The organism is Bacillus sp. FSL K6-2841 (assembly GCF_037976435.1).
Taxonomy (GTDB): Bacteria; Bacillota; Bacilli; order Bacillales; family Bacillaceae; genus Bacillus; species Bacillus pumilus.
In genome coordinates this window covers 3,583,128-3,608,886 of record NZ_CP150266.1, presented here as the reverse complement: position 1 = coordinate 3,608,886, position 25,759 = coordinate 3,583,128, and the positions used below count along the sequence as shown (strand labels likewise).

Here is a 25,759-nt window from a genome sequence, read left to right as displayed (position 1 = left end):
GAGCACCACGATTGCTTTTTCGGGCAAGTTACTGAGGTCCGGTAGTTCAGTTGGTTAGAATGCCTGCCTGTCACGCAGGAGGTCGCGGGTTCGAGTCCCGTCCGGACCGCCATTTATATTTATTCATCTTTTTGATGATGGCTCGGTAGCTCAGTTGGTAGAGCAACGGACTGAAAATCCGTGTGTCGGCGGTTCGATTCCGTCCCGAGCCACTTCCAAACGCATCTGCAATCGCAGGTGCGTTTTTCTTATGAAAAGAAGGCATAAAAAGGGAGAAGCCGGACCTAGGTAGGGCCCGGCTCCATAAGAAGAAGACGTTACATCTATATAGACGATCTATGACTGGAAAAGTTTCAATAAAAAAGGAAAAAAACCATCATTTTTTTGAGCGTCGTCTTCTTATCCAACGATTGCTAGAAAAGAAAGCCGTTATTATTTTTATCTTTGCCACGTAAAACGTTATAATAGACAGTGAGCCTTTTTTGCTCAAATGAAAAAGGTCTGATGAGACATGCAAAAATGAATGACATAGATGCTAAAAATGCAGGAGGAAATCACAATGGAAAAAAAGATTCTTGTCGTAGACGATGAAAAACCGATTGCTGATATATTGGAGTTTAACTTAAGGAAAGAGGGCTATGAGGTTCATTGTGCATATGACGGAAATGAAGCCCTTGAAATGGTAGAAGAAATCCAACCAGACATTATCCTGCTCGACATTATGCTGCCAAACAAAGATGGCGTTGAGGTATGCCGTGAAGTGAGAAAGAAATATGATATGCCGATTATCATGCTGACAGCAAAAGACTCTGAAATTGATAAAGTCATCGGTCTTGAGCTTGGCGCAGATGATTATGTGACGAAGCCATTTAGCACGCGCGAGCTGCTTGCCCGTGTGAAAGCGAATTTAAGAAGGCAAATTGCTACGCCGCAGACAGAGGAAGAATCTGAATCAAATGATATTGAAGTTGGATCACTTGTCATTTATCCAGATGCGTATGTGGTGTCTAAGCGTGAGGAAACAATTGAATTGACGCACCGTGAGTTCGAATTGCTTCATTACTTAGCGAAACATATCGGACAAGTCATGACACGTGAGCACTTGCTGCAAACCGTATGGGGCTACGATTACTTTGGGGATGTCCGGACAGTAGACGTCACCGTCCGCCGTCTTCGTGAGAAAATTGAAGACAACCCTAGCCACCCAAGCTGGATCGTGACAAGACGAGGCGTCGGCTATTATTTAAGAAACCCAGAGCAGGACTAAGATTCTTATGAATAAAGTAGGTTTTTTTCGCTCGATTCACTTTAAATTGACCTTGATTTACGTGCTGCTGATCATCGTTGCCATGCAGATCATTGGCGTGTACTTTGTGAAGCAGCTAGAGCAGTCCTTAATTAATTCATATGATAATTCCTTGAATCAGCGAATCTACTCGTTATCGTATTACCTAGAACAAGATTCATCGAAAAGTAAGGCAGAATTAAAAGAGGATGCTCAAAAAATATTAAACGACTTTAATAACAAAGATGAGTCTAATGAAATTTCTGAAGTCAGCTATATTGACGAAAGCAGAGAGGTGATTGCCTCTGTGAATAACGGCAGTCAGGAGATTGCCGGCAAGAAAATCACAGATCAAATCATTAGCCGGATTTTCGCAGTAGGCAAAGACTATGAAAAGAAATTCTATGACCCAGAATCAAACAAACGGGTGCGTATTTCTGCGACAGCCGTGAAAAATGAAAACCAAGAAACTGTCGGTGTGATTTATGTTGTGTCTTCGATGGAGAGCGTGTTTAACCAAATGCGAACCATTAACACCATTTTGGCGACGGGGACACTGATCGCCCTTGGGACGACCGCACTACTTGGGATTTTCATCTTTAGAACCATCACTCATCCTATTTCGGATATGAGGAAGCAAGCGATTGAGCTCGCCAAAGGGAACTTTTCCAGGAAGGTTCGAAAGTATGGACATGATGAGATTGGCCAGCTTGCGACAACCTTTAACCATCTGACGAGAGAGCTGGAGGAAGCGCAGCTCATGACAGAGGGAGAGCGGAAGAAGCTTTCTTCTGTCATTGCCTATATGACAGATGGCGTCATCGCCACGAATCAAAACGGTGCGATTATTCTATTAAACAGCCCAGCATTAGAGCTGTTAAATGTTTCACGTGAAACAGCACTAGAGATGCCGATTACGTCCTTACTGGGTCTTGAGGACACGCATACCTTTGAGGATTTAGTCGAAAATCAAGATTCCATGCTGCTAGAAATTGAACGCGAAGATCAGCTGTCTGTTTTGCGTGTGAATTTCTCAGTGATTCAGAAAGAGCACGGAAAGATTGATGGTTTAATTGCGGTTATTTACGACGTCACAGAGCAGGAGAAAATTGATGCAGAACGCCGTGAATTCGTTGCGAACGTATCACATGAGCTGCGCACCCCACTGACGACGATGCGAAGCTATCTTGAGGCGCTGGCTGAAGGTGCAATTGGTGATAAAGAGCTTGCACCAAGGTTCCTCAGTGTCACGCAAAATGAAACAGAGCGCATGATTCGGCTTGTCAACGACCTGCTGCAGCTGTCTAAGTTCGACAGCAAGGATTATCAATTCAACCGTGAGTGGACGAATTTTATCAGATTTATCTCATTGGTCATTGATCGTTTTGAAATGACAAAGGAGCAGCATGTCGAGTTTATCCGCAATCTTCCGCAGCGTGAAATATATGTGGAAATTGATCAAGATAAAATCACACAAGTGCTCGATAATATCATTTCCAATGCCATGAAATACTCTCCAGAGGGTGGACATATCACGTTTACCGTTGATCTGGATGAGGAGAAGGGCCTTGTATTATTCAGCGTCAAAGACGAAGGAATCGGTATTCCGAAGAAGGATATGGATAAAATCTTTGAACGTTTTTATCGAGTGGATAAGGCGAGAACAAGAAAACTTGGCGGAACCGGCCTAGGCCTTGCGATTGCAAAAGAAATGGTTCAGGCTCATGGCGGAGATATTTGGGCTGACAGCATTGAAGGAAAAGGAACAACAGTGACCTTTACCCTTCCGTACAATGAAGAACAAGAGGATGATTGGGATGAAGCGTGAGACCTTTAAAACCATAATATTGACAATCCTAATTGCGATCAGTCTTGTGTTTACGTGGAATATTTGGATGTTCCAGCCCGTCATGCAGGACCAGGCAGATGCCGGCACTAAGGTCGTGGAAACGAAGAAGATTTCAAGCGACGAGCCGCGGAGCCTCATTGATGTCGTGAAGCCGCGCGAGATGTTCATCCATTCAAATGGGGAGCATTTGAAAGTGGATCAAAAGGAACTCTTTCAAAACTTCTGGAATGATGTGAGCCTTTGGGATGTGAAAGAGATTTCGGATGTGTCAGATCAATATTCGGAGCAGAAATTTAAGAATTTCTTCTATGGAAACGGAGGACAGGGGAAGACATTGGATCTTGTGTTCAATGACCCGATTCCGATTGATATTTTCCAAGCGCTGTTTAAATGGCCGAACAAGTCCATTGAATACAACTCGTTTGATCGGATGATTGTGCCGTTCTCCCAGAAGGATAAGGCCAACAAGAAAGTTTATTTGGTTTCATACAGCAAGGAAACGGTGCTTGAGCTGACAATAGAGTCCGCTAACTATCGAAATCTCATGGACAGTATCGCAGCAGCTCAAAACGAGATGCCGCGCTACGATCTCTATACATTCTCAGCGAATTCGAAACGAGATTTCCTCCTTCCGAGAAAGCAAAAGCAGCTTGAAGCGAAAATGTTCTTTATCGAAACGATTAAGACAAGCAAATTCAAGGACGCTCTGTTTACGGACCCGAGTCTAGTCGGTGAGGAGTCTAATTTAAACCGGACGGTGTACACAGATGGCACAAGTCGTCTTGAAGCCAATCAAAAAGACCACCGCATCCAATATCAGCACCGCAATATCAATTCCAGCACCGTTTTCCAAACGGGCGATTTGATCAAGCGAAGTGTGAAATATTTCAATGATACGGGGAGCTTTACCGATGACTATCAATACTTTGGCATCAATAGCAACCAGCAGCTTTCCTTTAATATGTTTATGGATGGCCTGCCGATCGTCAACAGTACAAAGCATCCATTTGGGATGACCTCTCTTGAAGTACAGTGGGCGAATGATGACATCTTGAATTACAAGCGTCCAAACTATATTCTAGGCAACAAAGCAAGTCAGAGTGAACAGGTCAAACTGATGAATGGGACAGAGTTGAAAGACTTAATCGTCAAGCAGACGAAATATGATGATCTTGAGAAAATTGAACAAATTTTCCCGGCCTATCAAGCTGCTTCCACCGCATCAGATCAAGATCAAGCGATGTTTGTCTGGCTGGAGCCAGTATGGTGCATGAAATACAACGGCAAAACCGTGATTCTATCGCATGATTTGTTGACAGAGGGGAGCGAGAATCATGGAGTGGAATAAGACCAAAACGATCTTTATCCTAGCCTTTCTCGTTCTCGATATCTTTCTAGGTTTTCAATACTTTGAAAAACGATCAACCGATCATTTTGCGATTATCGAAAAAACGGATACGCTGGAAGAAATGAAGGCAGACGGGATCAAATATGGCAATCTATCAGATGAAGCGAAGATTGGCTACCGCATTACAGCTGAAAAGAAGCAATATACGAAAAAGGATGTCGACGAATTAGCTGATCAAAAGGCGAAAAGCACATTCCCGAAAACAGACAAAGATGATCCTGTCACGCTGCTTGAAATGACCTTCAATAAACCAGTGGCCTTGCCGAAAAAAGATATGAAAACAGCGGCGGCAAACCTGGTGAACCAGCGTTTGCTGGATGGGAAGAATTATAAGCTGTGGAGTATTGATGAAGAGGCAGGGAAAATCGTCTTTTTCCAAACGTATAAAGGGAAATACATTTTCCAAGAGGGGCTTGATGACTCCGAAACCATCGGAAAAATCACCCTAGATCTAAATGATAAAAACGAGGTCGTATCGTATCAGCAGTCGATGGTGATATCGATTAATGAAGTGAGAAAAGAAACCCTTGTCCCAGCGCTTGAAACCGTGAAGGACTTATATACGCAAAACATGCTGAGCCAAAACACGACCGTGAAAAAAGTAGAACTTGGCTACTATACGCAATACCCGGGTGCAAGCACGCAGGTCATGGTGCCTGTATGGCGAGTCGAGCTTGAGGGCGTATCAACTGGTTCAAAGAAAAAGACAGAAGAAGAATATTTGATCAATGCCATCGATGGCTCAACACTTGATCACATAGAGAAAGATGACAAATCTTCAATGGAGTGAGAGAACATGAGCTTGCAGTTCAGTGTACTAGCGAGCGGAAGTACGGGGAACGCTTTTTATTTAGAAACAGACGAGCATGCCTTTTTAGTGGATGCTGGTTTAAGCGGCAAACAAATGGTCGAGCTGCTGAGTCAAATCGACCGCAAGCCTGAAGACTTGGACGGCATTTTTGTGACACACGAGCACTCAGATCATATTAAAGGGCTCGGTGTCATGGCAAGAAAGTACAAGCTTCCTGTCTATGCAAATGCGAAAACATGGAAGGCGATGGAGTCTCATATCGGAAAGATTGATACAGAGCAGAAATTCCATTTTGATATGGAAACCGTCCAATCCTTCGGCAGTCTCGATGTTGAGTCCTTTGGCGTCTCACATGATGCGGCTGAGCCCATGTTTTACGTGTTCCATTATGGCGGGCGCAAACTTGCCCTAATGACGGATACAGGCTATGTGAGTGACCGTATGAAAGGGATCATTCAGTCAGCCAATACATTTGTATTTGAGAGCAATCATGATGTCGGTATGCTGCAAATGGGCCGATACCCGTGGAGTATTAAGCGTAGAATTTTGAGCGATGTCGGACATGTTTCAAATGAAGATGCCGCTCTTGCGATGACAGATGTCATTGGAGATGCCACCTCACGCATTTACTTGGCTCACTTGAGTCAAGACAACAACATGAAGGATTTAGCCCGTATGGCGGTCCAGCAGACGCTTGAGATGAAAGGCTTTGTTGTCGGGGATGGCTTTGATTTATATGATACGGACCCGAAAAAGGCAACCCCGCTTTGCGCCGTATGATTTTTACAATCGGATGATTAAGATAAGAGCTTCTTACCAACACTATATACATCATCTATTCACTGAAAGGAAGGAAACATAGTGGATTATCGCGATGTAGAGTGGAAGCCGAGACGAAGCAGAAAAGGATATTTCCTATCTGGTCTGATCGGCGTATTGGTAGGAGCTTTTTTAATGGGATTCTTTTTCCCCTATGTATCAGGTCAGAGCGGCAGTCCCTTTGGGTGGCAGCAGAACGGAGATGGGCAAGCAGCACAGGGTCCTTTAAAGACCATCAATGTGAACGTCAATGATGCGGTAACAAAAGTCGTATCTCATATGTCGGATACGGTTGTCGGCGTCATTAATATCCAAAAGTCGAGCTTTTGGGAAGAAGGCGGAGAGGCAGGCAGCGGGTCAGGTGTGATTTATAAGAAAAAGGGTGACACCTTTTATATCGTGACCAACCATCACGTCATCAAAGGTGCCAACCAGCTTGAAGTGAGTCTTCAGGATGGGACAAGAATTGGCGCCAACCTTGTCGGAAGCGATCAGCTCATGGATTTAGCGGTTCTCACCGTTAAAAGTGATAAGATCAAGCAAACCGCTGCCTTTGGAAATTCAGATCATGTGAAGCCCGGTGAGCCAGTGATCGCCATTGGAAATCCATTAGGGCTTGAATTCGCAGGCTCTGTCACACAAGGTGTCATTTCAGGAACGGAACGTGCGATTCCTGTAGACTCGAATGGAGACGGACAGGCGGATTGGAATGCGGAGGTACTGCAAACAGATGCCGCCATCAATCCAGGTAACAGCGGTGGTGCCTTGATCAATATGGACGGAAAAGTGATCGGCATCAATTCAATGAAGATTGCTGAATCAGAGGTAGAAGGCATCGGGCTGTCTATCCCGGCGAATCTTGTCATCCCTGTTATAGAGGATTTAGAGCGCTACGGAGAGGTGAAGCGTCCGTATCTAGGTGTTGGCATGAAGTCTTTAGCAGATATTGCGAGCTATCACTGGGAGGAAACGTTAAAGCTGCCGTCTAAAATCACATCAGGTGTTGTCGTGATGAGTGTCGAGCCTTTGTCTCCAGCAGGAAAAGCGGGGCTAAAGGAACTGGATGTCGTCACCTCCTTTGATGGCAAGAGTGTACAGAATATCGTAGACCTTCGTAAGTATTTATATCAAAAGAAAGTCGGCGACAAGGTAAAGGTGCAGTTTTACCGAAGTGGAAAGAAAAAATCAGTAGAGATCAAACTTTCTCAAACCGACCGATTCGGCGGATAACCAGTTCCTTGATGGGACTGGTTTTTTTTGCATGCTCATCATATGATGGAGGAAAGGGGGCGATACGATTGGTTACATTACAGCCAATGTCACAGACGGATTACGATGTATTGATGGAGAAGTCCATTCAGCGGTACGCAGAAGAAAAGGTACTTGCAGGGACTTGGGGAAAGGAAGAATCACTTGCAAACGCCGAAGAACAATTTGATCGGCTGCTTCCTGAAGGACTGCAGACAGAGCATCATGAGCTATGGAATCTCTTGAATGGGGAGGAAGCGATTGGCTGGGTTTGGCTTTGTTATGACCCCAATCACCCGCAGAAGGAAGGATTCATTTATAACTTTTTCTTATTCGAAGCTTATCGAGGGAAAGGCTTTGCAAAGCAGGCCATTGCTGCATTAGAGAAGCAGGCAAAGTCATTAGGAGTGCAGAAACTCTCGCTGCATGTCTTTGCTCACAATCAAATTGCCCGTTCATTGTATGAGAAGACGGGATTTGAAGAAACCGGAATCTATATGAGTAAACCTTTATCATAAAGAAGAAGCACCGTGCGGATCGCATACGGTGCTTTTTTATGAGGAGCTCATGGCATCTTCAGCCGTGACTCTGTAAATATCGACTTTGCATTTCACGAAAGCGCGAATGATCGATGGAATTTGAGCTTCTGAACGAATCAACAATGAGGTCTCGTCATCACTGATCACAAGATCTGTTCCTACAGTTTGTAAGTACTGCGTGAGAACAGGCTTCACCTCATCATCAATCCACGCATGCTTGAAGGTTGCACGTATGTTTGAGGATGTGATGGTTTTCTCTTGAGGGAGTGTATGGGGGGACACTAATTTTCCTTCAGAAATAAAAGCAGTTTTGGTACAAATATTATTTGTGAACCTTGGGCGGTCAGCCGTTAAAAAGACGGTTTTCCCTTCATGTTTTAACGTGTCAATGACCTGCTGGATGTGCAAGATCGAATCTGCGTCAATATCGGCAAAAGGCTCGTCGAGTAAAATAAATTCGGGCCGATGGGCGATGGCCTGCGCCATGCCAAGCAGTTTTTTCATACCGGGTGTGAAGGAACCGACCTTTTCCTGCCGATAGTGATCCAAGCCGACAAATTCGAGCAGTTCTTCATAATCACTCGTTTTCTGGCGCGTCCCGGTGATTTTTGATAAGTAGGCAATATGTTCAAGTGCCGTCAGCCCTTCATATAAATCCGTATATTCAGGTAGAACACCGATATGCTGTCTCACCTTTTTTAATGAAGGCATATCCATCATCGTAAACGTCCCAGAGGTTGGCCGGGAAATTCCCGTAATGATATTGAAAAACGTTGTCTTACCAGAACCCTTTGGTCCAATGAGTCCGAAGATATCGCCTTGATTGACATCAAGGGTGATGTGATCTATTGCGACTTTTGTCCTGTATTTTTTTGTGAGTTCTTTTGTATATAGCATTTAGACATCCCTCCTTTGAAATAGGAGTGCTGTTCCAATGAGTAATACAACGGTTAATGCTGTATTCAAGAGTATATAGGTCAGCGGTTCACTCAAGCGCGCATAATAATATGGCGTGATATATTGGAACCAATGAATCAATCGTTCTGAAGAAAGAACAGATATCATACTGACGATCGGGAAAAGAAAGGAAAACAACATCCCAACAAACATAGATTTCTGCGGGGTTGGAAAGAGCATGGACAAAAATAAAGCACATGAGATACCGACACTGATAAAGGTTAAGATTTTTAACGCATCAGAAAACAGAAAACGATGTGAAATCACCATATTCAGTACGTAGGTCGTCATAATACAGCTAAGCCAAAACAGCATCAGTCCAAGATATTTCCCAATAATAATGTTCAAACGGGTGGTTTTACTGACGAGAAAACGAATGGTTTTCAAATGAATTTCTCTGCTTAAAATATCGTGAGACAATAAGAAAATAAGGAAGAAACCAAATAGAGACATCACCAGTTCATTCCCAATGGAATAAGGATCCTTTGCCTGCTCCCATTTGTCCTGATGAGCAGCAATAAACGGTAGAGTTGAAACAAAAGTAGATAAAATGAAAATAATAACAATTGTTAAAATAGATTTTGTGCTTTTGAAGAGCTGCTTAAACTCATTCATACAGATGGTCCACACACGCTGTACCTCCCTTCATCTTTATTATACCGCTAGAAAGGAAAGACACCATATCTCGCTCTTTAACATTTGCTTAAATTTTATAAAAAAGAAGACTCTTCCAGAACAGTTAACTCATTTTTGAAAATGTTCAGAAAAATATCTTGATTTATCAAAAAACATCATGTATGATAGCTTTAATTCAAGATAGTTAAACAGGCAATGACGAGAGAAAGTACAATCATCAATTTTTCCACAGAGAGCTTCGGCAGCTGAAAAGAAGCAAAAATAATGATTCGAAAAATGGTCTCTGAGCCTCGTGCTGAACATATCCATGATATTAGTAGGACACGACGAGAGTTGGTACTCGTTATCAAAACCACAGTATATGAGCCAAATTGGAGCTTTGTACTTGTAGAGGCTGTTTAGCGCGAGCAAACAGTAAATAAAGGTGGTACCACGAGACAAATACCTCGTCCTTATGATTCAAAGATAAGGATGGGGTATTTTTTATTGTCCACTTTTTTCATACAAATGTTCAAATGTTCCACGTGAAACACCACATCCATTTTTTCAAATGAAAGGGAGATTGACATGAGTGAACATGCATTGGTTTTACAATCAGATTTCGGCATTGATGATGGAGCAGTCAGCGCCATGTACGGAGTGGCAAATACGGTCAGCAGCAGCATCCGCCTTTTTGATTTAACACACAATATACCGCAGTATGACATTTGGGAGGCATCTTACCGCCTGCTCCAAACCGTCACATACTGGCCGGAAGAGACGGTATTCGTATCCGTCGTTGACCCAGGGGTTGGGTCAGAAAGAAAGAGTCTTGTCGTCAAAACCACAAGCTCGCACTACATTATTACCCCAGATAACGGAACACTCACACACGTCGCACAGGATATAGGCATTGTAGAAGCACGTTATTTAGATGAAACCATTAACCGGCTGCCGAAGTCGGGAAAATCACATACATTCCATGGGAGAGACATTTACGCGTATACAGGGGCGAGAATTGCTTCAGGAGTGATTTCTTTTGAAGAGGTTGGGCCAAAGGCGAATATTGATGAAATTATTCACCTTCCAGTCGTACAGGCTTATGCGAAAGAAGAAGTAATCACAGGAACAATTGATATTTTAGACGTGCGGTTCGGAAACCTATGGACAAACATTCATCACACGCTATTTGAACAGCTTTCAATCAATTATGGGGATGCAATAGAAGTTACCATTGCCAACGGGCCAAAAAATGTGTATAAAAATATCATGACCTATGGACGATCTTTTGCCGATTTAAAGGTAGGCGAACCACTCGTATATGTCAATTCACTCGATCATTTAGGCGTGGCGATCAATCAAGGGTCATTTGCAAAGGCTTATAATATCGGGACAGGCACAGGCTGGCGCCTTTCGATTCGCAAAGCTCCGCGCATTATATACGAATAAGAGGAGGATACATCATGGCAGGTAAACAACTTTCAACGAAAACTGTCGTTGCCATCGGAATTGGCGCAGCCGTCTTTGTGATTTTAGGACGCTTCGTCTCCATTCCAACTGGGATTCCGAATACACAAATTGAGACATCGTATGCATTCCTTGCATTAATGGCCGTGCTATTTGGTCCTGTTGCAGGCGCACTGATTGGATTTATTGGTCATCTTATTAAAGATGCTACTACATTTGGTCCTTGGTGGAGCTGGATTATTGTTTCAGGTGTTGTTGGGTTATTGATCGGCTTCATTTCGAACCGTTTAAAAGTAGAAGAGGGCGACTTTGGCTGGAAAAAAATCACGCTCTTCAACGCCGTACAAGCAGGCGCACAGGCATTGGGCTGGTTTGTCATTGCCCCACTACTCGACATTGTGATCTATGCAGAACCTGCGAACAAAGTATTTGTTCAAGGCATCGTGGCAGGAATCTCAAACATCATCACAGTCGGTGTACTAGGAACCATCATCATTGCAGCTTATGCGAAAACGAGAAGCAAAAGCGGCAGTCTATCGAAAGAAACATCATGAAGCAAGGTGGAACACATAAATGAAGAAACCGATGATTCAATTCGAACATTTCGGATTCCAATATCGCAGTCAGGCAGAACCGACATTGAAAGATATCAACCTGACCATCTATGAAGGCGAAAAAGTCCTCATCGCAGGCCCGTCTGGATCGGGAAAAAGCACACTAGCCCATTGTATCAATGGGCTAGTTCCTGCGTCTTATAAAGGTTCTATGGAAGGAAGTCTTCACATCGGCGGGAAAAATGCAGAGAAAGAGAACATTTTCTCCCTTTCACAGCTTGTCGGAACGGTACTTCAGGACCCTGATGGACAATTCATTGGGCTGACCGTTGGAGAAGATATCGCGTTTACACTTGAAAATGATCAAGTCACACGCGAAGAAATGAAAACACGTGTCGAGGAAGCAGCAAGATTAACAGAGGTAGACGGCAAGCTGGCATCGTCCGTGCATGAGCTGTCAGGCGGACAAAAACAACGTGTCGCCATTGCGGGTGTACTTGTCAACGATGTCGACATTTTGCTGTTTGATGAACCACTTGCAAGCCTTGACCCTGCAACAGGCAAAGAAGTCATCGACCTCATTGACCGGCTGCAAAAACAAACGAAAAAAACCATTGTGATGGTTGAGCACCGATTAGAGGACGTCCTTTTCCGCAAAGTCGACCGCATCATCGTCGTTAATGACGGCACGATTGCAGCAGACATGACACCAGATGAATTGCTCGCCTCAAATGTATTAGAAGCGGCTTATTTACGTGAGCCTTTATATGTAAGAGCCATGAAATATGCAGGCATTCCGGTCAAAGCAGGAGATCAGATCGCTAATTTACAGCATCTCACCTTAAATGACGAGGCAAAAGAGAAAATCGAGCAATGGATGGAAGCATCTGAGCTGTCAGTCGAGCAGAATGCAGCACAGGATTTACTAGAAGTGCGCGAGTTGAGTTTTGACTATCCGACAAGACCAAATACGCTGAGCAACATCTCTTTTACCGTCAAAAAGGGAGAAATGATCAGCATCGCAGGAGCCAATGGAGCGGGCAAGACGACATTGTCCAAGGTGCTCTGTGCATTTGAAAAGCCAACGAAGGGGTCCATTCTTTTAAATGGTGATGACATCACAGGAGATACGATCAAACAGCGCTCCGAACGAATCGGCGTCGTCATGCAAAACCCAAATCAAATGATTTCAAAACAAATGATTTTTGATGAAGTCGCATTTGGTCTCGTTTTAAGAGGCGTAAAAGAAGACGACATCAAGGAACGGGTGGAGCGAGTCTTAAAAGTATGCGGTTTATACCCATTTCGGAACTGGCCGATTTCTGCTCTCAGCTTTGGACAGAAAAAGCGCGTCACGATCGCATCAATTCTTGTATTAGAACCAGAAATCATTATTTTAGATGAGCCAACCGCTGGACAGGATTTTAGACATTACACAGAGATGATGACGTTTTTAGAGCAATTAAATCAGCAGGGTATCACGATTTTGATGATCACCCATGATATGCACTTGATGCTTGAATACACAACAAGAACCATTGTCATTTCAGATGGAGAAAAAATCGCAGATGATACACCAGCCAAAGTGCTGACAGATCAGCTGCTTGTTCAAAGGGCGAGCTTAAAGGAAACGTCGCTGTATGAACTAGCGCTGAAAGCAGACTGGTCGAATCCAAATGAACTCGTGGATCGCTTCATTGAGGTTGATAGAAAGGAACGAATGACATGGCTGTAGACATGCTGTCCTATATCGACCGCCCGTCGCCAATTCACCGGCTGACTGGTGCAACCAAACTCATTTGCTTTATCCTGTGGTCATCTGCAGCGATGCTCACGTATGATACAGGCGTATTAGTGTTTATGTTAGTTGCCAGTATCGTGTTCTTTCAGCTATCGAACGTAGGATTTCGTGATATCTCTTTCGTAGTGATTGTCTTGGCGATTTTTCTTGTCATCAACAACATCGCCATTTACATTTTTGCACCCCAGCAAGGAGTCGCGATTTATGGGGCAAAGCATGAGCTGTTTCATATTGCTGGCTGGTACAATGTCACACTTGAACAGCTTTTCTATCAGTTAAACATTACGCTCAAATACGTGACCGTGATGCCAGCAGCGCTTTTATTTATTGTCACAACAAATCCAAGTGAATTCGCCTCATCGCTCAGCCGAATTGGGGTCAGCTACCGGGTTTCGTATGCGGTAGCGATTGCTCTGCGCTATATTCCGGATATTCAGCGTGATTTTCGAACGATTGCCATTTCTCAGCAAGCTAGAGGCATTGATTTATCGAAGAATGAAAAACTGGGAAAACGAATTAAAAATGCGCTGTCGATTGTGATGCCGCTGATTTTCTCCAGCCTAGAGCGGATTGAAACGATCAGCAATGCGATGGAACTACGCGGGTTTGGAAAGCATAAAAAACGCACATGGTTTACGGCGAAAGACTTTCAAAAAGCAGATTATGTGGCGTTATTGTTTGTTGGCGTGGTGCTGATCGTGTCGCTTGTGATTACATTTGTTAGAGGAACGAGATTTTATAATCCTTTTCTATAGAAGGAAGCCTTCACAGGAGTGGAGGCTTTTTTATTTGGTTTGTGGATAAAAGATGTGGAAAATGGTAAAAGACTATTAACATGTGAATAAATCGGTTATATTGAACAATGAGCGAAACACTTGTGAATAACCAAACAACATATTGGAGGAATCAGAAACTTATGAACAAATCACTTTATGCTTGTGCAGAACATATAGAAACCGTACTAGACATGTACATAGATGATCACGAAACACCGCCAGAATTCAGAAAAATCGAACATACACACAGCTTATCCACAACCTGTGAATTGTGCGATGAACCTGCAATATATATAGTGGGGAACGAATGATCGGACACAAAATACACAAATTTTATCCACAATTGTTGATAACTTATATGAATAACTTGTTCTTAAGGTGGGGATGACCTGTGAATATATCAATTATCACAGTAGGAAAATTAAAAGAGAAATATTTAAAGCAAGGCATAGCCGAATACACAAAACGATTACAAGCATACGCAAAAATCGAGATCATTGAGCTCGCAGACGAAAAAGCACCCGAGAATCTCAGTGAGCAAGACATGAAAATCATCAAAGACAAAGAAGGAGAACGCATCCTAAGCAAAATCAATCCTGACGCCCACGTCATCGCCCTCGCCATCGAAGGAAAAATGAAAAGTTCCGAAGAATTAGCCGATACAATAGATAAGCTGGCAACATACGGAAAAAGTAAGGTGTGTTTTGTCATAGGGGGATCCCTCGGGTTAAGTGATGCTGTGATGCAGCGGGCGAATGAGAAGTTGTCGTTTTCGAGGATGACGTTTCCGCATCAGTTGATGAGGTTGGTGTTGGTGGAGCAGGTTTATCGGGCGTTTCGGATTGTTCGGGGGGAGCCTTATCATAAGTGAGTGTAGTTTTTAATGAATCATCAATTACAGTAGTTTTATTGTAGTTGGTGGTTTGTTTTTGTTACTCAGTATTAATATTTTGTGGCTATATTAGATGTGGGCATAACAAATAGTAAAGAAAAGATTTAAAATAAGAAAGGAAAATGGATCTATCCACTTTCCTTATGTGTTTTACATAGATGACTGCTGAAATTATTTATATATAATAAGCGAACTTATTTGGATTATTTTTTCTTTCTAAAGAGAAGAAGTAAAATAAATATGGGAACTAATAAAAGTAGAGTTTTTTTGTTAGTGCTTTTTTTAGAGGGTATAGATGGTAGTTGCTCTTCTTTTTCAAAATTTGGAACTTCTATTACATCGTATTTTTTGAAATCTAAATTCTCTATTTCCTTTTCTCTTTTTCTTGTTATTTGTTTTAATGTATTATTGTTGAATTTTTCATATACAACATTAAAAATTATTCCAAAAAAAACCAACTGTAATATGAAACTAATTAACATCTCAATCAATACAATATATCGTATGTTTCCTTTTGGTATAACATCGCCATATGAGCCACCAAAAAACGTTGTTGCACTAAAATATAGATAATCATCGATAAAATTAAATGAATCTAATTGGTTATTTACATAAATATAATCTCCTGTTAATATTACAGAATCAGAAATAATATGACTGTAAGCAAATGTTTGTTCTAACGTGTGTATAGAACGTGGTTTATCAAATACACTATATACATTTGAAAAATAAAAAATAACTATTATAATAGCACCTATTATCAGTAAAAGAAGTTTTTTTATAGTTAAATTCTCTTTAAATTTGAATATATATTTAATTAGATAATAAAAAATAAATATATATAAACTGAAAATAAGAAGTAGATAAAATTTAGCTATTAATTCATGTTGGAATGAAATAATAATGGAAGGACAAGGAAAGCTCATTAACGAAAATAGCCCGTAAAACAGCCCCTTCCAGTTAGGTAAGGACGATAATTTTTTAAAAGCAAATAATAATATTATCGTATTAATAAAAATTATAATGGATATTATTATATAGATGCTATTAGACATGCTCAATTCCGATTTACCCGAACTTACAGTTTTAAAATTAATACTCCAAATTCCTACCTGATTTTCTTCTGCATTTTTCTGCTCTAATAAAAATTTCATTTTATAATCGATATCAATGTTTTCGTCTACCAGTGCAAAACCTTTCGAAATTATTAGCTGGTTAACACTATATTCGTCTTTATCAGAAAAAAATATTAAATACTTATCTTTTTGAACTTCTTTGATATATATATATTTATTTAGAAGCAGTTTTTTTATTTCTTCAATGGCAAGTTCTTCGTTATATGTATTACCTTCTAGAGTATAGTGTTCTAAATCACCTACAGAATTATAATTAATTTCAAATGGAAGCATATCATTTTTCTCTTTAAAGGTTTTATATTCTTTATAAATACTATCTGAAATACCATATAATTTTATTTTACTTTGATTATTTATTTCTATTGTACTTACATCGATTACTTTTGTAATCTTTATATTTTCTTCTGCAGACACAGGATGTGAGAATAAAAATGCGATTAAGAAAATAAAAAAAGTTGTTACATATTTCATTAAATACGCCCTCTTAATTTATTTTTTATTTACAAGATAATTAATTACGCATATATTAATTATTTTGTCATACTTCAAGAAAAATATATAGTAGAGTTAATCGCGAAAATACTAGATTCAAAAATCGCACTTAAAACAGTTACGTTGAGCCTTATCATAAGTGAATCGTTTTGAAAAATAGTAATTTTATATTATGAAGGCTAATTAAAGATAGCTCATCTTCTTATAAGATTGCTACCTCGGAGTAATTGTTATTTCATTATTGTGTTTTGAAAAGCAATAATTCTATTTTCTAAATGCGGAAGCATAAACATCATTTAGCATCGTAATTACAAGGTTAAAGAGACTTAACAATCCTAAAAAAAGTATGTTAATGAAAATAACTTTAATTATTTCTACATATTCTTTTTTTAGAGGTAGATTAATATATGGACCAAAAAGTGAAAGTAATCCCGTAATTAAAAATAGTAATGCTGTAAATACAAAAGGTCCCAAAAAATCAATTAATGCTTGTCCTTGCACAGCTTTGCTGTTTTTTTTATGTGTTGCTAATCTTTTCAGTTCCTCTTCGCTGAAGGCATTTTTCCCTGCAACAAATAAAGCCAATGTCAATGTTAATCCTGTTGATGATACTGAAAAGTAAGTTCCTATTTGAAATGAGGAAAAATCCATAAAATCAAAAAATGTAGCGCCTGTTAGTGATATTAATACAAATAGAATCCATATTGCATATAGATAGTTGGGCATTAAATTGCTTTTTGATTTCCAAATTATTTTTAAAGGATTATTATAAAAATTTTCTTTCATAGGTCACCTCTCCTTTCTTATGAGGTTTCATCAATCCTTGTTAGTGTTTTGATTCTTTTAAATATATTTCTCCCTTTAGATATTACGGACTTCAGATATCCTTGTCTCGCCTCATTCTCCAATAATTGTTGAATGGGGGGATTATTTAAAGGTTTACCATCAGCACCTAGGAGCTTAGTCTCAACTTCTTTTGCTTCCGCTTCTTGTAAAATATTATGTCTATCTAGAGGTGGATTACCATTAGGATAAACAATAACATAACTTATTTCACTGTACTCGCCTTCTAAGGAAATAGAATCATAAATAGGATTTATGTTAATTTTTCCTAAGTGCTTGTTTGCTGAGCTGTTGCTATTTACTAGTTTAACTAAGTCACTTATGTAGTTTAATGCTGCTATTTCAGAAGAGCTTTCTACGAGTATATGTTCAGTTCTTGGATTATAAAAAGATCTTAGATTCAATGTATTAATTACATTATCCTCTTTATAATTTTCTAAATAAAACTTTATTTTATAAAATTTCCTTAGGTGTGTAATGCCTGTTCCGACCTTACTGTTCGTTTCTATATTTTCAAATTGATCTATTTTTTCATCTTCAATTACTTCGTACGCTTTTATTATACCAGGATATTTATTTTCCAAAGTTCTTCTAGCACTCATACATATTTCATTTAGATTTAAAAAATCTTGGGAATAATGAATCTCATGCTTTTCTTTATAATGTGATAGTACTTTGTTATATAGTTTGAATAATTTGATAGTATTAATTTCTAAATCTTCAAATGAATTTTGGAAATCCTGTTCATCATTTTTTTCTGGAATCAATTCAAATAAATTTTTATTCTCCTTGATCTGTAAAACACTTTCGAACCCGAGCGGTATAACTCTAGAAAGTAAGTATTCAATTTCATTGTTATCTTTATATTTCAATAAAATATTTGGTTGAATATTCAATTTGAAAACAAAATAGCTCACAGAGACTGCCCCTTTCTTAATAACTCAATTAGGAGAATAAATGAATTAGATTCATTGTCGAACTAAACCGTATAAATTAATCAAATTATTGATTCTATATTAAGATGTAGATGAAAAATAAAATATTTAGACAGATAAAACACACAAAGTCGATAAAATAAAAAAATATCAAAAAAAGTTAATATGAGGTATTATATTAATATATATAATACCATAAAATTACTTAAATTTGAAGGAGTAATATTATACATAGAAATGAGAAAAGGTATTGTATAAAATACTTTGTAATAGCTCGAGTATTTCCTGATTTTTAAGGAAAATTCTAAAGAGGTATAGTATCTTTATAGAAAACGTCTCTGTTGAGTAGGATATCTAAAAAATTCTATTATTAATTTGAAGTTTTTTTGATAGAATTTCATCTAGTTATTTAAAGGAAAGCCCTAAAAATTCTGACTTGAGTCGAAAATAAACTATTTGTAAGCTTCTAAGTCAATAATTTAAAAAAACCATATTATTCCGATATATGATGTATAAGGATAATAGAGGGGTGGAGTATGAATGGCAATCACATTACCAGAAAGTATTAAAAGTACTGCTACTGCAGGAGAACGAATTTTATTTCGAACATTAAAGGAATATCTACCCGAGGAGTATATTGTACATTATGAGCCTAATATCAATGGGTTTAGACCAGACTTTGTGATAATCGGTCCGGATCTAGGAGTATTAGTTTTGGAAGTAAAAGATTACACCAAAAATACAATAAGAGAGCTAAACGATAATACCTGGGGCATTTTAAATTCTTCTGGTGATTTACATAGAGTGAAGAGTCCTCTAGTTCAATCAAGAGAGTATGCTTTTAAAATAAAAGATATGCTTGAGAAAGACATTGATTTAATCAATACAGAAGGGAAATATCAGTTTAAATTAAAGTTTCCTTATGGTTATGGTGTCGTCTTCACTCGGCTTCAGGAAGAACAACTTTTAAAAAATAAAGTATATGAGGTTATTGATCCACATTTTATTTTATCGCGTGATCAGATTGATCCGGATAATGACCATTTTGATCCTGAGATCTTAATAGAAAAATTGTTTGATATGTTTCATGTGCCTTTCAAGTTAAATACGCCACTATCATCTGACGAATTAGAAAGGATTCGTTATCATCTATACAAAGAAATACGCGTTGGAGCAGATGTTGAACCAGTCCCATACCAAGAAAAACTGTTATTATCTTTTCGAAACATCAAAACGATGGATCTGCATCAAGAAAACTTGGCTAAACAGATTGGTGATAAACATCGGCTAATTAGAGGAGTAGCAGGAAGTGGTAAAACCTTAATCTTAGCGACTCGAGCAAAAATGTTAGCTGAACAACATCCGAATTGGAAGATATTAATACTCTGTTACAATGTAGCTTTGAAACAAAATATTAAACAAATGATTCATTCTAAATTTACAGAACCAGATGATTTTCTGACATCCGATCATAGAAAAACACCAAATTTAAATAATATACAAATATTAAATTTTCATCACTGGATTAAAAAAGATCATGGTATTTCAGAACTTGAAATAGATGATTACATTGAAAAAATAGAAAATGATGCTTTAACTCCTGTAAAGTATGATGCCATTTTAATTGATGAAGGGCAGGACTTTGAAGGGAGCTGGCTGCATCTCATCAGCTTATGCTTAGATCAAGAGACGCAATCTTTACTTTTAGTAGAAGATAGAGCGCAAGATATCTATCGGAAAAGTAGAAGCTATGTGAAAGATACGGGGCTTGATTTTAGAGGTAGATCTAGAATCTTAAATATAAATTATCGTAATACGTCACAAATTGTGGATTTTGGATGGAAATTTTACGATAGCCATAGAGCTTTAGATCTTAAATTAAAACAAGAACAGACAGAGACAATCGAAATCATCCCTCCAAAAAAGACGAAACGTAAAGGGCCAGAAGTAGAACTTTTAAGATGTAATACCTTTAAAGAAGAAATAGAAGAGATTACTAAACAAATAGTGGATCAACATAATGAAAAGAACATACCTTACTCTGAAATGGCTATTTTATATCGTATAAAGGGATATAATAACCATTATATATCAGCGATTCAATCTGAATTTCAAACAAAGAATATTCCTTACAATTGGATAACTGAAAATGGTGCAACCAAACATAAGTTCAATCCAGAGGAAGAGACAGTCAAAATTTGTTCTCTCGATAGTAGTAAAGGTCTTGACTTCCACTCAGTTTTTATTGTGAAAGCTGATCTGATGCCATTAAAGTATGAAGAGGATCAAGAAAAAGAAGTGTCTTTAATGTATATAGGAATGACTCGTGCTAAAGAGTACCTATCAATATCTTATTCAGGTGTTTCTTTGTTTACTCAGTATTTTGAGGATGCAAAGCAAAAAGAGCCGACATTTAATCAATAATTTTAAATAGTAAAAGGTACGGGAATTATTCATTTCTCATACCTTTTTTCATGTAAGAAGAAAAGAAGACTCTTCTTAATAAATATCGTATTATATATAATGAAAACTTAGTTCAAGAAACGATTACAGCAGGTATTGGGAACGATCACATATTCAATCTACAATTACTCAAAGGAGACTTTCATGGGTTTCAAAGCTGACTTTAAACATGAAATACGTAACGTAATAAAAGATGTAGAAAAAGAAATAAATAAAACATGGAAAATTGAATATAAAGGGCATTCTATAGAAATTACAAACCAAATAAAAGAAGAGCAACTAATCATTGATGGTGTGACAGTTGATAAAAAACAACGAAAAAGTTTTTTGACTCATATAATTCCATATTCAAAATTGTCGGGGATATTGGAGCTTCAAGATGGTACAAAACACAAAGTGTCCGTTAAACTTGGTGGGTATGTACGATTTCGTTGTATGGTGAAGGTAGATCATGAAACGGTTTTAGATGAATCAATGAAGATAGACTTTCTCCCATGGGATCATAAAGAGAAAATCGTTCCCTTTATTCAACAACAAATTCAATCACATCATAAAATAGTAGACGACCGTTTACCCGATGAAGATTATTTATTTGACGAAAATGAACCACGATTGGCTCCCGGTTTATCTGATTATTATGTAGATGAACGACCTGCCCCTTTTTATGTGAAGAAACTATTGAAGCTTTTTGAAATACAACTGAATCATCCTACAAACGAAACTAGAAAAAAAACATATGAAAAAATCATTTCTAACAATATGGCGAGTCGCAACAGTGAGTTAATTGACCGATTTCAACAAACACAATGGGATGAGTCTCTTGTACAGCAAGAAGCGTTATGGCTTTTTGAGCATGCGGCACATCGGGAGGTCGTCAAATTTGCAGTCATGATACTGGGATGTACGAACTGTGAAAAATACAAAGAGCTTTTATTCACAATAGGTATGCATGAAGAATTTACTTCTTATGTCGTGTTTGCATTGAAGAATGGCACAATTCAAGGAAACGAACATGTTTGGCGTCTTGCAAAGTCTGTTGATGGATGGGGAAAAATTTCGGCTGTTGAGCAAATGGAAGCCTCGACGCCAGAAATAAAACGTTGGTTACTAACAAAGGGCTGCGAAAATACAATCATGAATGAATACTTAGCCTATACTTGCGCTCTTAATGGTGGTCTGGAAACAGCTTTATCAGAAGATGAAATTTCCAAAGAATTATATGATGGAGCGAGTCTCATCATTCAAGCATTATTAGAAGATGAGGTTTCTATCTACGGAATCGATGAGTATTCAAATGCAAGCTCAGTTCTCTGCCGATTTATTCACCATGCTCATAAGCACTGCCAAGCAATTGAGGACTTTTATACAATATTGAAAATAAATGAGTTTTTAAATGATGAACAAGAGATTTGGGAAGACCGATTGAATGCCTCATGGAAACAGGACGATTATAAGGCTATCCAGGAAGCTGTTCAACCGTTTATTAATGACAGTAGATGGCCAAAGCTTGCGATCGATTCGTTACAACAGGGTTTTAGCTCCCAAGCACTTGAAATCGCTCTCTTTTATCGTTTAGATGTGATTGAGCATCTATTTGCTTTACTTGAGAAAGATCCGGCAAATAGTGAAATATACTTTGCTGTGATGGACACAAATCATCAAGAGCATATTAGAGAGCTTTGCACATTTGCAGAAACACATTTATCGTTATTAAACCTCTCCGATGATGAAGTGGCTTGTCTACAATATATTGTGCAAGATTTATATGAACACGAAGGTGTAGGATTGTCATTGATTCAAGCTGCACTTAGATCAGATGATGGAAATTTACAGTATCATGCTTTAAGTGTATTAAAGGAATGGCCTCCTTCGTATGCGCAGAAAGCGGCCACAAGGGAATTGATTGAACATATATCCATTAAGACTGATGATAAAGAAGATCGAAAGTTAGCCAAACATTTGTTAAAGAAATAATATTTGATTAAGTAGAGCATAACAATTCAACGGGGATAAAACTTAAAAATATTAGAAAGTAGGCACACCATGCACACAATAAAAAATAGGCCAAACCTTCTCCTACATCACATCAGTATCACACACCGACCGCCCCATCCTAGGTATGGTCGCAGGCAATAACAAAACATTAATGATCGATGCCGGCAACGTTGTAAGGAATCTCCAACAACACATGTTGACATATCGTTATTTATCGATATAATGGGGTGTATGGAGCCAATAGAAGTTTTTAAAGCCTTATCCAATGAATCCAGATTGCAAATTTTACAATGGCTAAAGGAACCTGATCGTCATTTTACACCTCATGAAGGGATTGATATGAATACTACAGGGGTATGTGTTAGTCAAATAACAGATAAATTGAAAATGACGCAATCAACAGCATCTCAATACCTTTCAATTTTACTTCGAGCTGGATTAATTACGACAGAGCGTATAGGTAAATACACGTATTATAAAAGAGATGAAAATGCCATAAAAAAAATTGCTAAGATTCTAGAAAAAAATATTTAATAAATGAACTGAATTCATACATCAGAATTCAGTTTCATTTATTAAATACAAATCGACTTATCGTAATATGTTTTTTTGTCCATACATATTAACAATTCTAGATATGTGAATTTATTATATATAAGGAGTGATCTACATTGTCAAACACTGTAAAGATTTACATTTTAGCTATTGTAAGTTTTTTAGTTGGTACATCAGAGTATATCATCTCTGGTATTTTGGATAATATTTCTGAATCATTAGGAATTACGATAGCTGCAGCTGGCCAGTTAATTACGATTTTTTCTCTTGTGTATGCCATCTTCACCCCAGTATTAATGGCTTTAACATCGGGAATGAATAAACGCAAGTTAATGTTATTTTCACTTAGCGTTTTTATTCTAGGTAATATTCTTGCATTCGTCCTCCCTGGGTATCAATTATTTATTGTGTCAAGAATTATTATGGCTCTTGGAGCGGGGATGGTCGTAGTTACTGCATTAACAATTGCTGAAAAAATTGCACCAAAAGGTAAGCAAGGTACCGCTATTGCTACAGTAGTAATGGGATTTACAGCATCATTGATCATTGGAGTCCCACTGGGCAGAATGACTAGTGATTTCTTTGGTTGGAAAGCTGTATTTGGAGGAATAGCCTTACTCGGATTATTAGCTATGGCTATAATTTCTCTTACGATTCCAAAAATTCAAGGGGATAAACCTGTACCTTTAATTCAACAACTCGCTCTTTTTAAAAAACCAAAAGTAGTGTTGGGATTAGCCATCACCTTTTTCTGGCTCGGTGGTTATTCAATTGCCTATACCTACCTATCCCCTTACCTTTTAAACATATCAGGTGTAAGCAGCAAATTGCTGAGTGGAGTTCTTCTCATATTCGGGATTGCTAGTCTAGTTGGGTCAAAGTTTGGTGGATTTAGTACCGATCGATGGGGTGTGAATTTTACTCTGATTAGTGGAATGACATTACATGTCATCATGCTCATATTGCTCTCACTAGTTACGCATTCTTATGTTGGAGTATTGCTCATTTTAATATTATGGTCATTTGCTGCATGGTCTTCTGGCCCGACTCAACAATATCACTTAGCTACAATGGAGCCAGAGTCATCAGGTATACTATTAGGTCTCAATCAGTCAATGATGCAATTGGCGATGGCTGCAGGTGCAGCTATTGGAGGTATCTTTGTAGAGAAAGTTTCTCTATCTTCCGTTACTTGGGCAGGTGCTTTAGGCGTTGCAATCGCGATCATTGTCACAATATTGGCTTCACGTGCTACTTCGAGTAATGAAATTCGATATACTTAATCATAAACAGCAGAACGATGGGAAAAAACGTGATTCAATTTAAAATATAATGACAGAAAGTAGGAAGCTCCAATGCACTCAATCAAAAAAATAGGTCAGAGTTTTAGGTACATCACACCAGTATCACTCACAGACCGCCCTATCCTAGGCATGGTCGTAGGCAATAAAAAAACATTAATGATCGATGCCGGTAACTCAGAAGATCATGCGAACTATTTCATCCAAAAAACTTTAAAACAAGAGAACGCCACGCCCGATCTCGTTGTCCTCACGCATTGGCATTGGGATCATATTTTTGGTCTACCGGCGTTGCCTCATTCGGTTTCAATTGCTTCTGCAAAGACCAGAAAGGAAATGGAGAAGCTTGTTCCGTTTTCTTGGTCAGATGAGGCGATTGATGAGCGGGTGAGGGAAGGAACGGAGATTGAGTTCTGCGCGAAGGCGATAAAAGAAGAATATAAGAAACATCGAGATATTCAGGTGGTTTTACCGGATGTCACGTTTGACCGTCGGATGGAAATTGATCTTGGCGGGGTCACTTGTGTTGTGCAGCATGTTGGAGGCGATCATGCTGCAGATTCAGTGATCGTGTATGTGAAAGAGGAAAAAATCCTGTTTCTTGGTGATTGTATTTATCCGAAAATGTATGCTGAAAAAGTTCATTATACGGTGAAAGAAATCTTGTGTCTTTTAGATGAGTTAGATGCTTTTGATGCAGATACGTATATTCCTTCACATCAAAGACCGTGGACAAAAGAGGAGTTTCGTCAGGAAAGAGACAAGCTTCGGATGATTGCGAAATACACTGATCTTTATGGTGGAGATCGACAGAGAATCGTGAATGAATATCAAGCACTTGTGAACAGAGAACTGAAAGAAGATGAGTTGGAGACGATCGTTTATTTTGTAAATGGTTATGAAGGATTAGCAGAGGGATAAACCTCTGCTTTTTTTATTTTCCTGTCTCTTCCTTCCACCGAGTTTATATCAAGTTTATATACAGGCGATATACTCGAACCGGTAAGAAAAGGAGGAG

The 25,759-nt window shown here is 38.8% G+C and carries 23 protein-coding genes, 2 tRNA genes, 1 pseudogene and 1 other annotated feature; of the genes and pseudogenes, 21 read left to right on the top strand and 5 right to left on the bottom strand.

What is annotated here, in order from left to right; translation table 11 throughout:
- The first annotated feature begins 35 nt into the window (after positions 1-35).
- The 9 genes from MHH68_RS18465 (at position 36) to MHH68_RS18425 (ending at position 7,938) form a co-directional block, all read left to right on the top strand.
- Positions 36-112, top strand: a tRNA-Asp gene (locus tag MHH68_RS18465).
- A 27-nt stretch (positions 113-139) separates the two neighbouring features.
- Positions 140-212 (top strand) — tRNA-Phe (locus MHH68_RS18460).
- 347 nt (positions 213-559) lie between these two features.
- Positions 560-1,267 (top strand): response regulator YycF, encoded by a 708-nt coding sequence (gene yycF, locus MHH68_RS18455; protein WP_058013221.1) that lies wholly within the window; start codon positions 560-562, stop codon positions 1,265-1,267.
- 7 nt (positions 1,268-1,274) lie between these two features.
- Complete coding sequence (gene walK / locus MHH68_RS18450) at positions 1,275-3,113, top strand: cell wall metabolism sensor histidine kinase WalK (protein WP_180309766.1); 1,839 nt, start codon at positions 1,275-1,277, stop codon at positions 3,111-3,113.
- On the top strand, positions 3,103-4,482 hold the full coding sequence (gene yycH, locus MHH68_RS18445; protein WP_339164617.1) for a two-component system activity regulator YycH: 1,380 nt from the start codon (positions 3,103-3,105) through the stop codon (positions 4,480-4,482). Before walK ends, yycH begins: the two co-directional genes overlap by 11 nt.
- On the top strand, positions 4,469-5,332 hold the full coding sequence (gene yycI, locus MHH68_RS18440; RefSeq protein WP_058013224.1) for a two-component system regulatory protein YycI: 864 nt from the start codon (positions 4,469-4,471) through the stop codon (positions 5,330-5,332). The genes yycH and yycI overlap by 14 nt, the downstream gene beginning before the upstream one ends.
- Before the next feature lie 6 nt (positions 5,333-5,338).
- Complete coding sequence (locus MHH68_RS18435) at positions 5,339-6,133, top strand: MBL fold metallo-hydrolase (protein WP_339164614.1); 795 nt, start codon at positions 5,339-5,341, stop codon at positions 6,131-6,133.
- Between the two features lie 81 nt (positions 6,134-6,214).
- Positions 6,215-7,402, top strand: coding sequence for a S1C family serine protease (locus MHH68_RS18430; RefSeq protein WP_058013225.1), 1,188 nt, complete (start codon positions 6,215-6,217; stop codon positions 7,400-7,402).
- A 68-nt stretch (positions 7,403-7,470) separates the two neighbouring features.
- The gene (locus MHH68_RS18425; RefSeq protein ID WP_339164612.1) at positions 7,471-7,938 is read left to right on the top strand and encodes a GNAT family N-acetyltransferase; all 468 of its coding nucleotides are present in this window, start codon (positions 7,471-7,473) and stop codon (positions 7,936-7,938) included.
- A gap of 36 nt (positions 7,939-7,974) precedes the next feature.
- Here MHH68_RS18425 and MHH68_RS18420 read toward each other — a convergent pair whose 3' ends face one another.
- Both MHH68_RS18420 and MHH68_RS18415 read right to left on the bottom strand, forming a co-directional pair.
- Positions 7,975-8,856, bottom strand: a complete 882-nt coding sequence (locus MHH68_RS18420) for an ABC transporter ATP-binding protein (RefSeq protein WP_339164611.1) — start codon at positions 8,854-8,856, stop codon at positions 7,975-7,977.
- Entirely contained in the window at positions 8,857-9,546 is a 690-nt protein-coding gene (locus MHH68_RS18415; protein WP_169056087.1) for an ABC transporter permease subunit, read from the bottom strand.
- A gap of 192 nt (positions 9,547-9,738) precedes the next feature.
- Positions 9,739-10,009: a binding site (T-box leader), on the top strand.
- A gap of 110 nt (positions 10,010-10,119) precedes the next feature.
- Here MHH68_RS18415 and MHH68_RS18410 point away from each other — a divergent pair.
- The 6 genes from MHH68_RS18410 to rlmH all read left to right on the top strand — a co-directional run bounded on the left by MHH68_RS18410 (position 10,120) and on the right by rlmH (position 15,000).
- Positions 10,120-10,980 (top strand): S-adenosyl-l-methionine hydroxide adenosyltransferase family protein, encoded by an 861-nt coding sequence (locus tag MHH68_RS18410; protein ID WP_061410146.1) that lies wholly within the window; start codon positions 10,120-10,122, stop codon positions 10,978-10,980.
- Between the two features lie 14 nt (positions 10,981-10,994).
- A complete protein-coding gene (locus MHH68_RS18405; protein ID WP_339164608.1) occupies positions 10,995-11,552 on the top strand; it encodes an ECF-type riboflavin transporter substrate-binding protein in 558 nt (185 codons plus the stop codon).
- A 19-nt stretch (positions 11,553-11,571) separates the two neighbouring features.
- Entirely contained in the window at positions 11,572-13,287 is a 1,716-nt protein-coding gene (locus tag MHH68_RS18400) for an ABC transporter ATP-binding protein (RefSeq protein ID WP_339164606.1), read from the top strand.
- The gene (locus MHH68_RS18395; protein WP_339164604.1) at positions 13,278-14,108 is read left to right on the top strand and encodes an energy-coupling factor transporter transmembrane component T; all 831 of its coding nucleotides are present in this window, start codon (positions 13,278-13,280) and stop codon (positions 14,106-14,108) included. Before MHH68_RS18400 ends, MHH68_RS18395 begins: the two co-directional genes overlap by 10 nt.
- Positions 14,109-14,269: 161 nt before the next feature.
- Positions 14,270-14,440, top strand: a complete 171-nt coding sequence (locus tag MHH68_RS18390) for a CxxH/CxxC protein (protein WP_008360116.1) — start codon at positions 14,270-14,272, stop codon at positions 14,438-14,440.
- Between the two features lie 80 nt (positions 14,441-14,520).
- Entirely contained in the window at positions 14,521-15,000 is a 480-nt protein-coding gene (rlmH, locus tag MHH68_RS18385; protein ID WP_024718474.1) for a 23S rRNA (pseudouridine(1915)-N(3))-methyltransferase RlmH, read from the top strand.
- 224 nt (positions 15,001-15,224) lie between these two features.
- Here the strand turns inward: rlmH and MHH68_RS18380 are convergent, their stop codons facing one another.
- The 3 genes from MHH68_RS18380 to MHH68_RS18370 form a co-directional block, all read right to left on the bottom strand.
- Entirely contained in the window at positions 15,225-16,628 is a 1,404-nt protein-coding gene (locus tag MHH68_RS18380; RefSeq protein WP_339164602.1) for an ion channel, read from the bottom strand.
- A 285-nt stretch (positions 16,629-16,913) separates the two neighbouring features.
- The gene (locus MHH68_RS18375; RefSeq protein WP_339164600.1) at positions 16,914-17,435 is read right to left on the bottom strand and encodes a hypothetical protein; all 522 of its coding nucleotides are present in this window, start codon (positions 17,433-17,435) and stop codon (positions 16,914-16,916) included.
- Positions 17,436-17,452: 17 nt separating this feature from the next.
- Complete coding sequence (locus MHH68_RS18370; protein ID WP_339164598.1) at positions 17,453-18,409, bottom strand: hypothetical protein; 957 nt, start codon at positions 18,407-18,409, stop codon at positions 17,453-17,455.
- 558 nt (positions 18,410-18,967) lie between these two features.
- Between MHH68_RS18370 and MHH68_RS18365 the strand changes: the two genes are divergently transcribed.
- From MHH68_RS18365 to MHH68_RS18340, 6 genes and pseudogenes are all read left to right on the top strand, one after another.
- Positions 18,968-20,851: a 3'-5' exonuclease gene (locus MHH68_RS18365; RefSeq protein WP_339164597.1), complete on the top strand. Its 1,884-nt coding sequence runs from the start codon at positions 18,968-18,970 to the stop codon at positions 20,849-20,851.
- A 183-nt stretch (positions 20,852-21,034) separates the two neighbouring features.
- A complete protein-coding gene (locus tag MHH68_RS18360; protein ID WP_339164596.1) occupies positions 21,035-22,864 on the top strand; it encodes a hypothetical protein in 1,830 nt (609 codons plus the stop codon).
- A gap of 85 nt (positions 22,865-22,949) precedes the next feature.
- Positions 22,950-23,054, top strand: a pseudogene (locus MHH68_RS18355) (MBL fold metallo-hydrolase); the annotation flags it as partial.
- Between the two features lie 62 nt (positions 23,055-23,116).
- Positions 23,117-23,419, top strand: a complete 303-nt coding sequence (locus tag MHH68_RS18350; RefSeq protein ID WP_045034889.1) for a metalloregulator ArsR/SmtB family transcription factor — start codon at positions 23,117-23,119, stop codon at positions 23,417-23,419.
- Between the two features lie 137 nt (positions 23,420-23,556).
- Positions 23,557-24,723: an MFS transporter gene (locus tag MHH68_RS18345; protein ID WP_061410122.1), complete on the top strand. Its 1,167-nt coding sequence runs from the start codon at positions 23,557-23,559 to the stop codon at positions 24,721-24,723.
- Between the two features lie 72 nt (positions 24,724-24,795).
- On the top strand, positions 24,796-25,662 hold the full coding sequence (locus tag MHH68_RS18340) for an MBL fold metallo-hydrolase (protein WP_339164594.1): 867 nt from the start codon (positions 24,796-24,798) through the stop codon (positions 25,660-25,662).
- Positions 25,663-25,759 lie beyond the last annotated feature (97 nt).

Coding starts and splice junctions, on each gene's coding strand:
- MHH68_RS18360 (WP_339164596.1), top strand. CDS start 21,035: ATGGGTTTCAAAGCTGACTTTAAACATGAAATACGTAACGTAATAAAA.
- MHH68_RS18350 (WP_045034889.1), top strand. CDS start 23,117: ATGGAGCCAATAGAAGTTTTTAAAGCCTTATCCAATGAATCCAGATTG.
- walK (WP_180309766.1), top strand. CDS start 1,275: ATGAATAAAGTAGGTTTTTTTCGCTCGATTCACTTTAAATTGACCTTG.
- MHH68_RS18405 (WP_339164608.1), top strand. CDS start 10,995: ATGGCAGGTAAACAACTTTCAACGAAAACTGTCGTTGCCATCGGAATT.
- MHH68_RS18420 (WP_339164611.1), bottom strand. CDS start 8,856: ATGCTATATACAAAAGAACTCACAAAAAAATACAGGACAAAAGTCGCA.
- MHH68_RS18390 (WP_008360116.1), top strand. CDS start 14,270: ATGAACAAATCACTTTATGCTTGTGCAGAACATATAGAAACCGTACTA.
- yycI (WP_058013224.1), top strand. CDS start 4,469: ATGGAGTGGAATAAGACCAAAACGATCTTTATCCTAGCCTTTCTCGTT.
- MHH68_RS18400 (WP_339164606.1), top strand. CDS start 11,572: ATGAAGAAACCGATGATTCAATTCGAACATTTCGGATTCCAATATCGC.
- MHH68_RS18340 (WP_339164594.1), top strand. CDS start 24,796: ATGCACTCAATCAAAAAAATAGGTCAGAGTTTTAGGTACATCACACCA.
- yycH (WP_339164617.1), top strand. CDS start 3,103: ATGAAGCGTGAGACCTTTAAAACCATAATATTGACAATCCTAATTGCG.
- MHH68_RS18435 (WP_339164614.1), top strand. CDS start 5,339: ATGAGCTTGCAGTTCAGTGTACTAGCGAGCGGAAGTACGGGGAACGCT.
- MHH68_RS18395 (WP_339164604.1), top strand. CDS start 13,278: ATGGCTGTAGACATGCTGTCCTATATCGACCGCCCGTCGCCAATTCAC.
- MHH68_RS18365 (WP_339164597.1), top strand. CDS start 18,968: ATGGCAATCACATTACCAGAAAGTATTAAAAGTACTGCTACTGCAGGA.
- yycF (WP_058013221.1), top strand. CDS start 560: ATGGAAAAAAAGATTCTTGTCGTAGACGATGAAAAACCGATTGCTGAT.
- MHH68_RS18375 (WP_339164600.1), bottom strand. CDS start 17,435: ATGAAAGAAAATTTTTATAATAATCCTTTAAAAATAATTTGGAAATCA.
- MHH68_RS18410 (WP_061410146.1), top strand. CDS start 10,120: ATGAGTGAACATGCATTGGTTTTACAATCAGATTTCGGCATTGATGAT.
- MHH68_RS18380 (WP_339164602.1), bottom strand. CDS start 16,628: ATGAAATATGTAACAACTTTTTTTATTTTCTTAATCGCATTTTTATTC.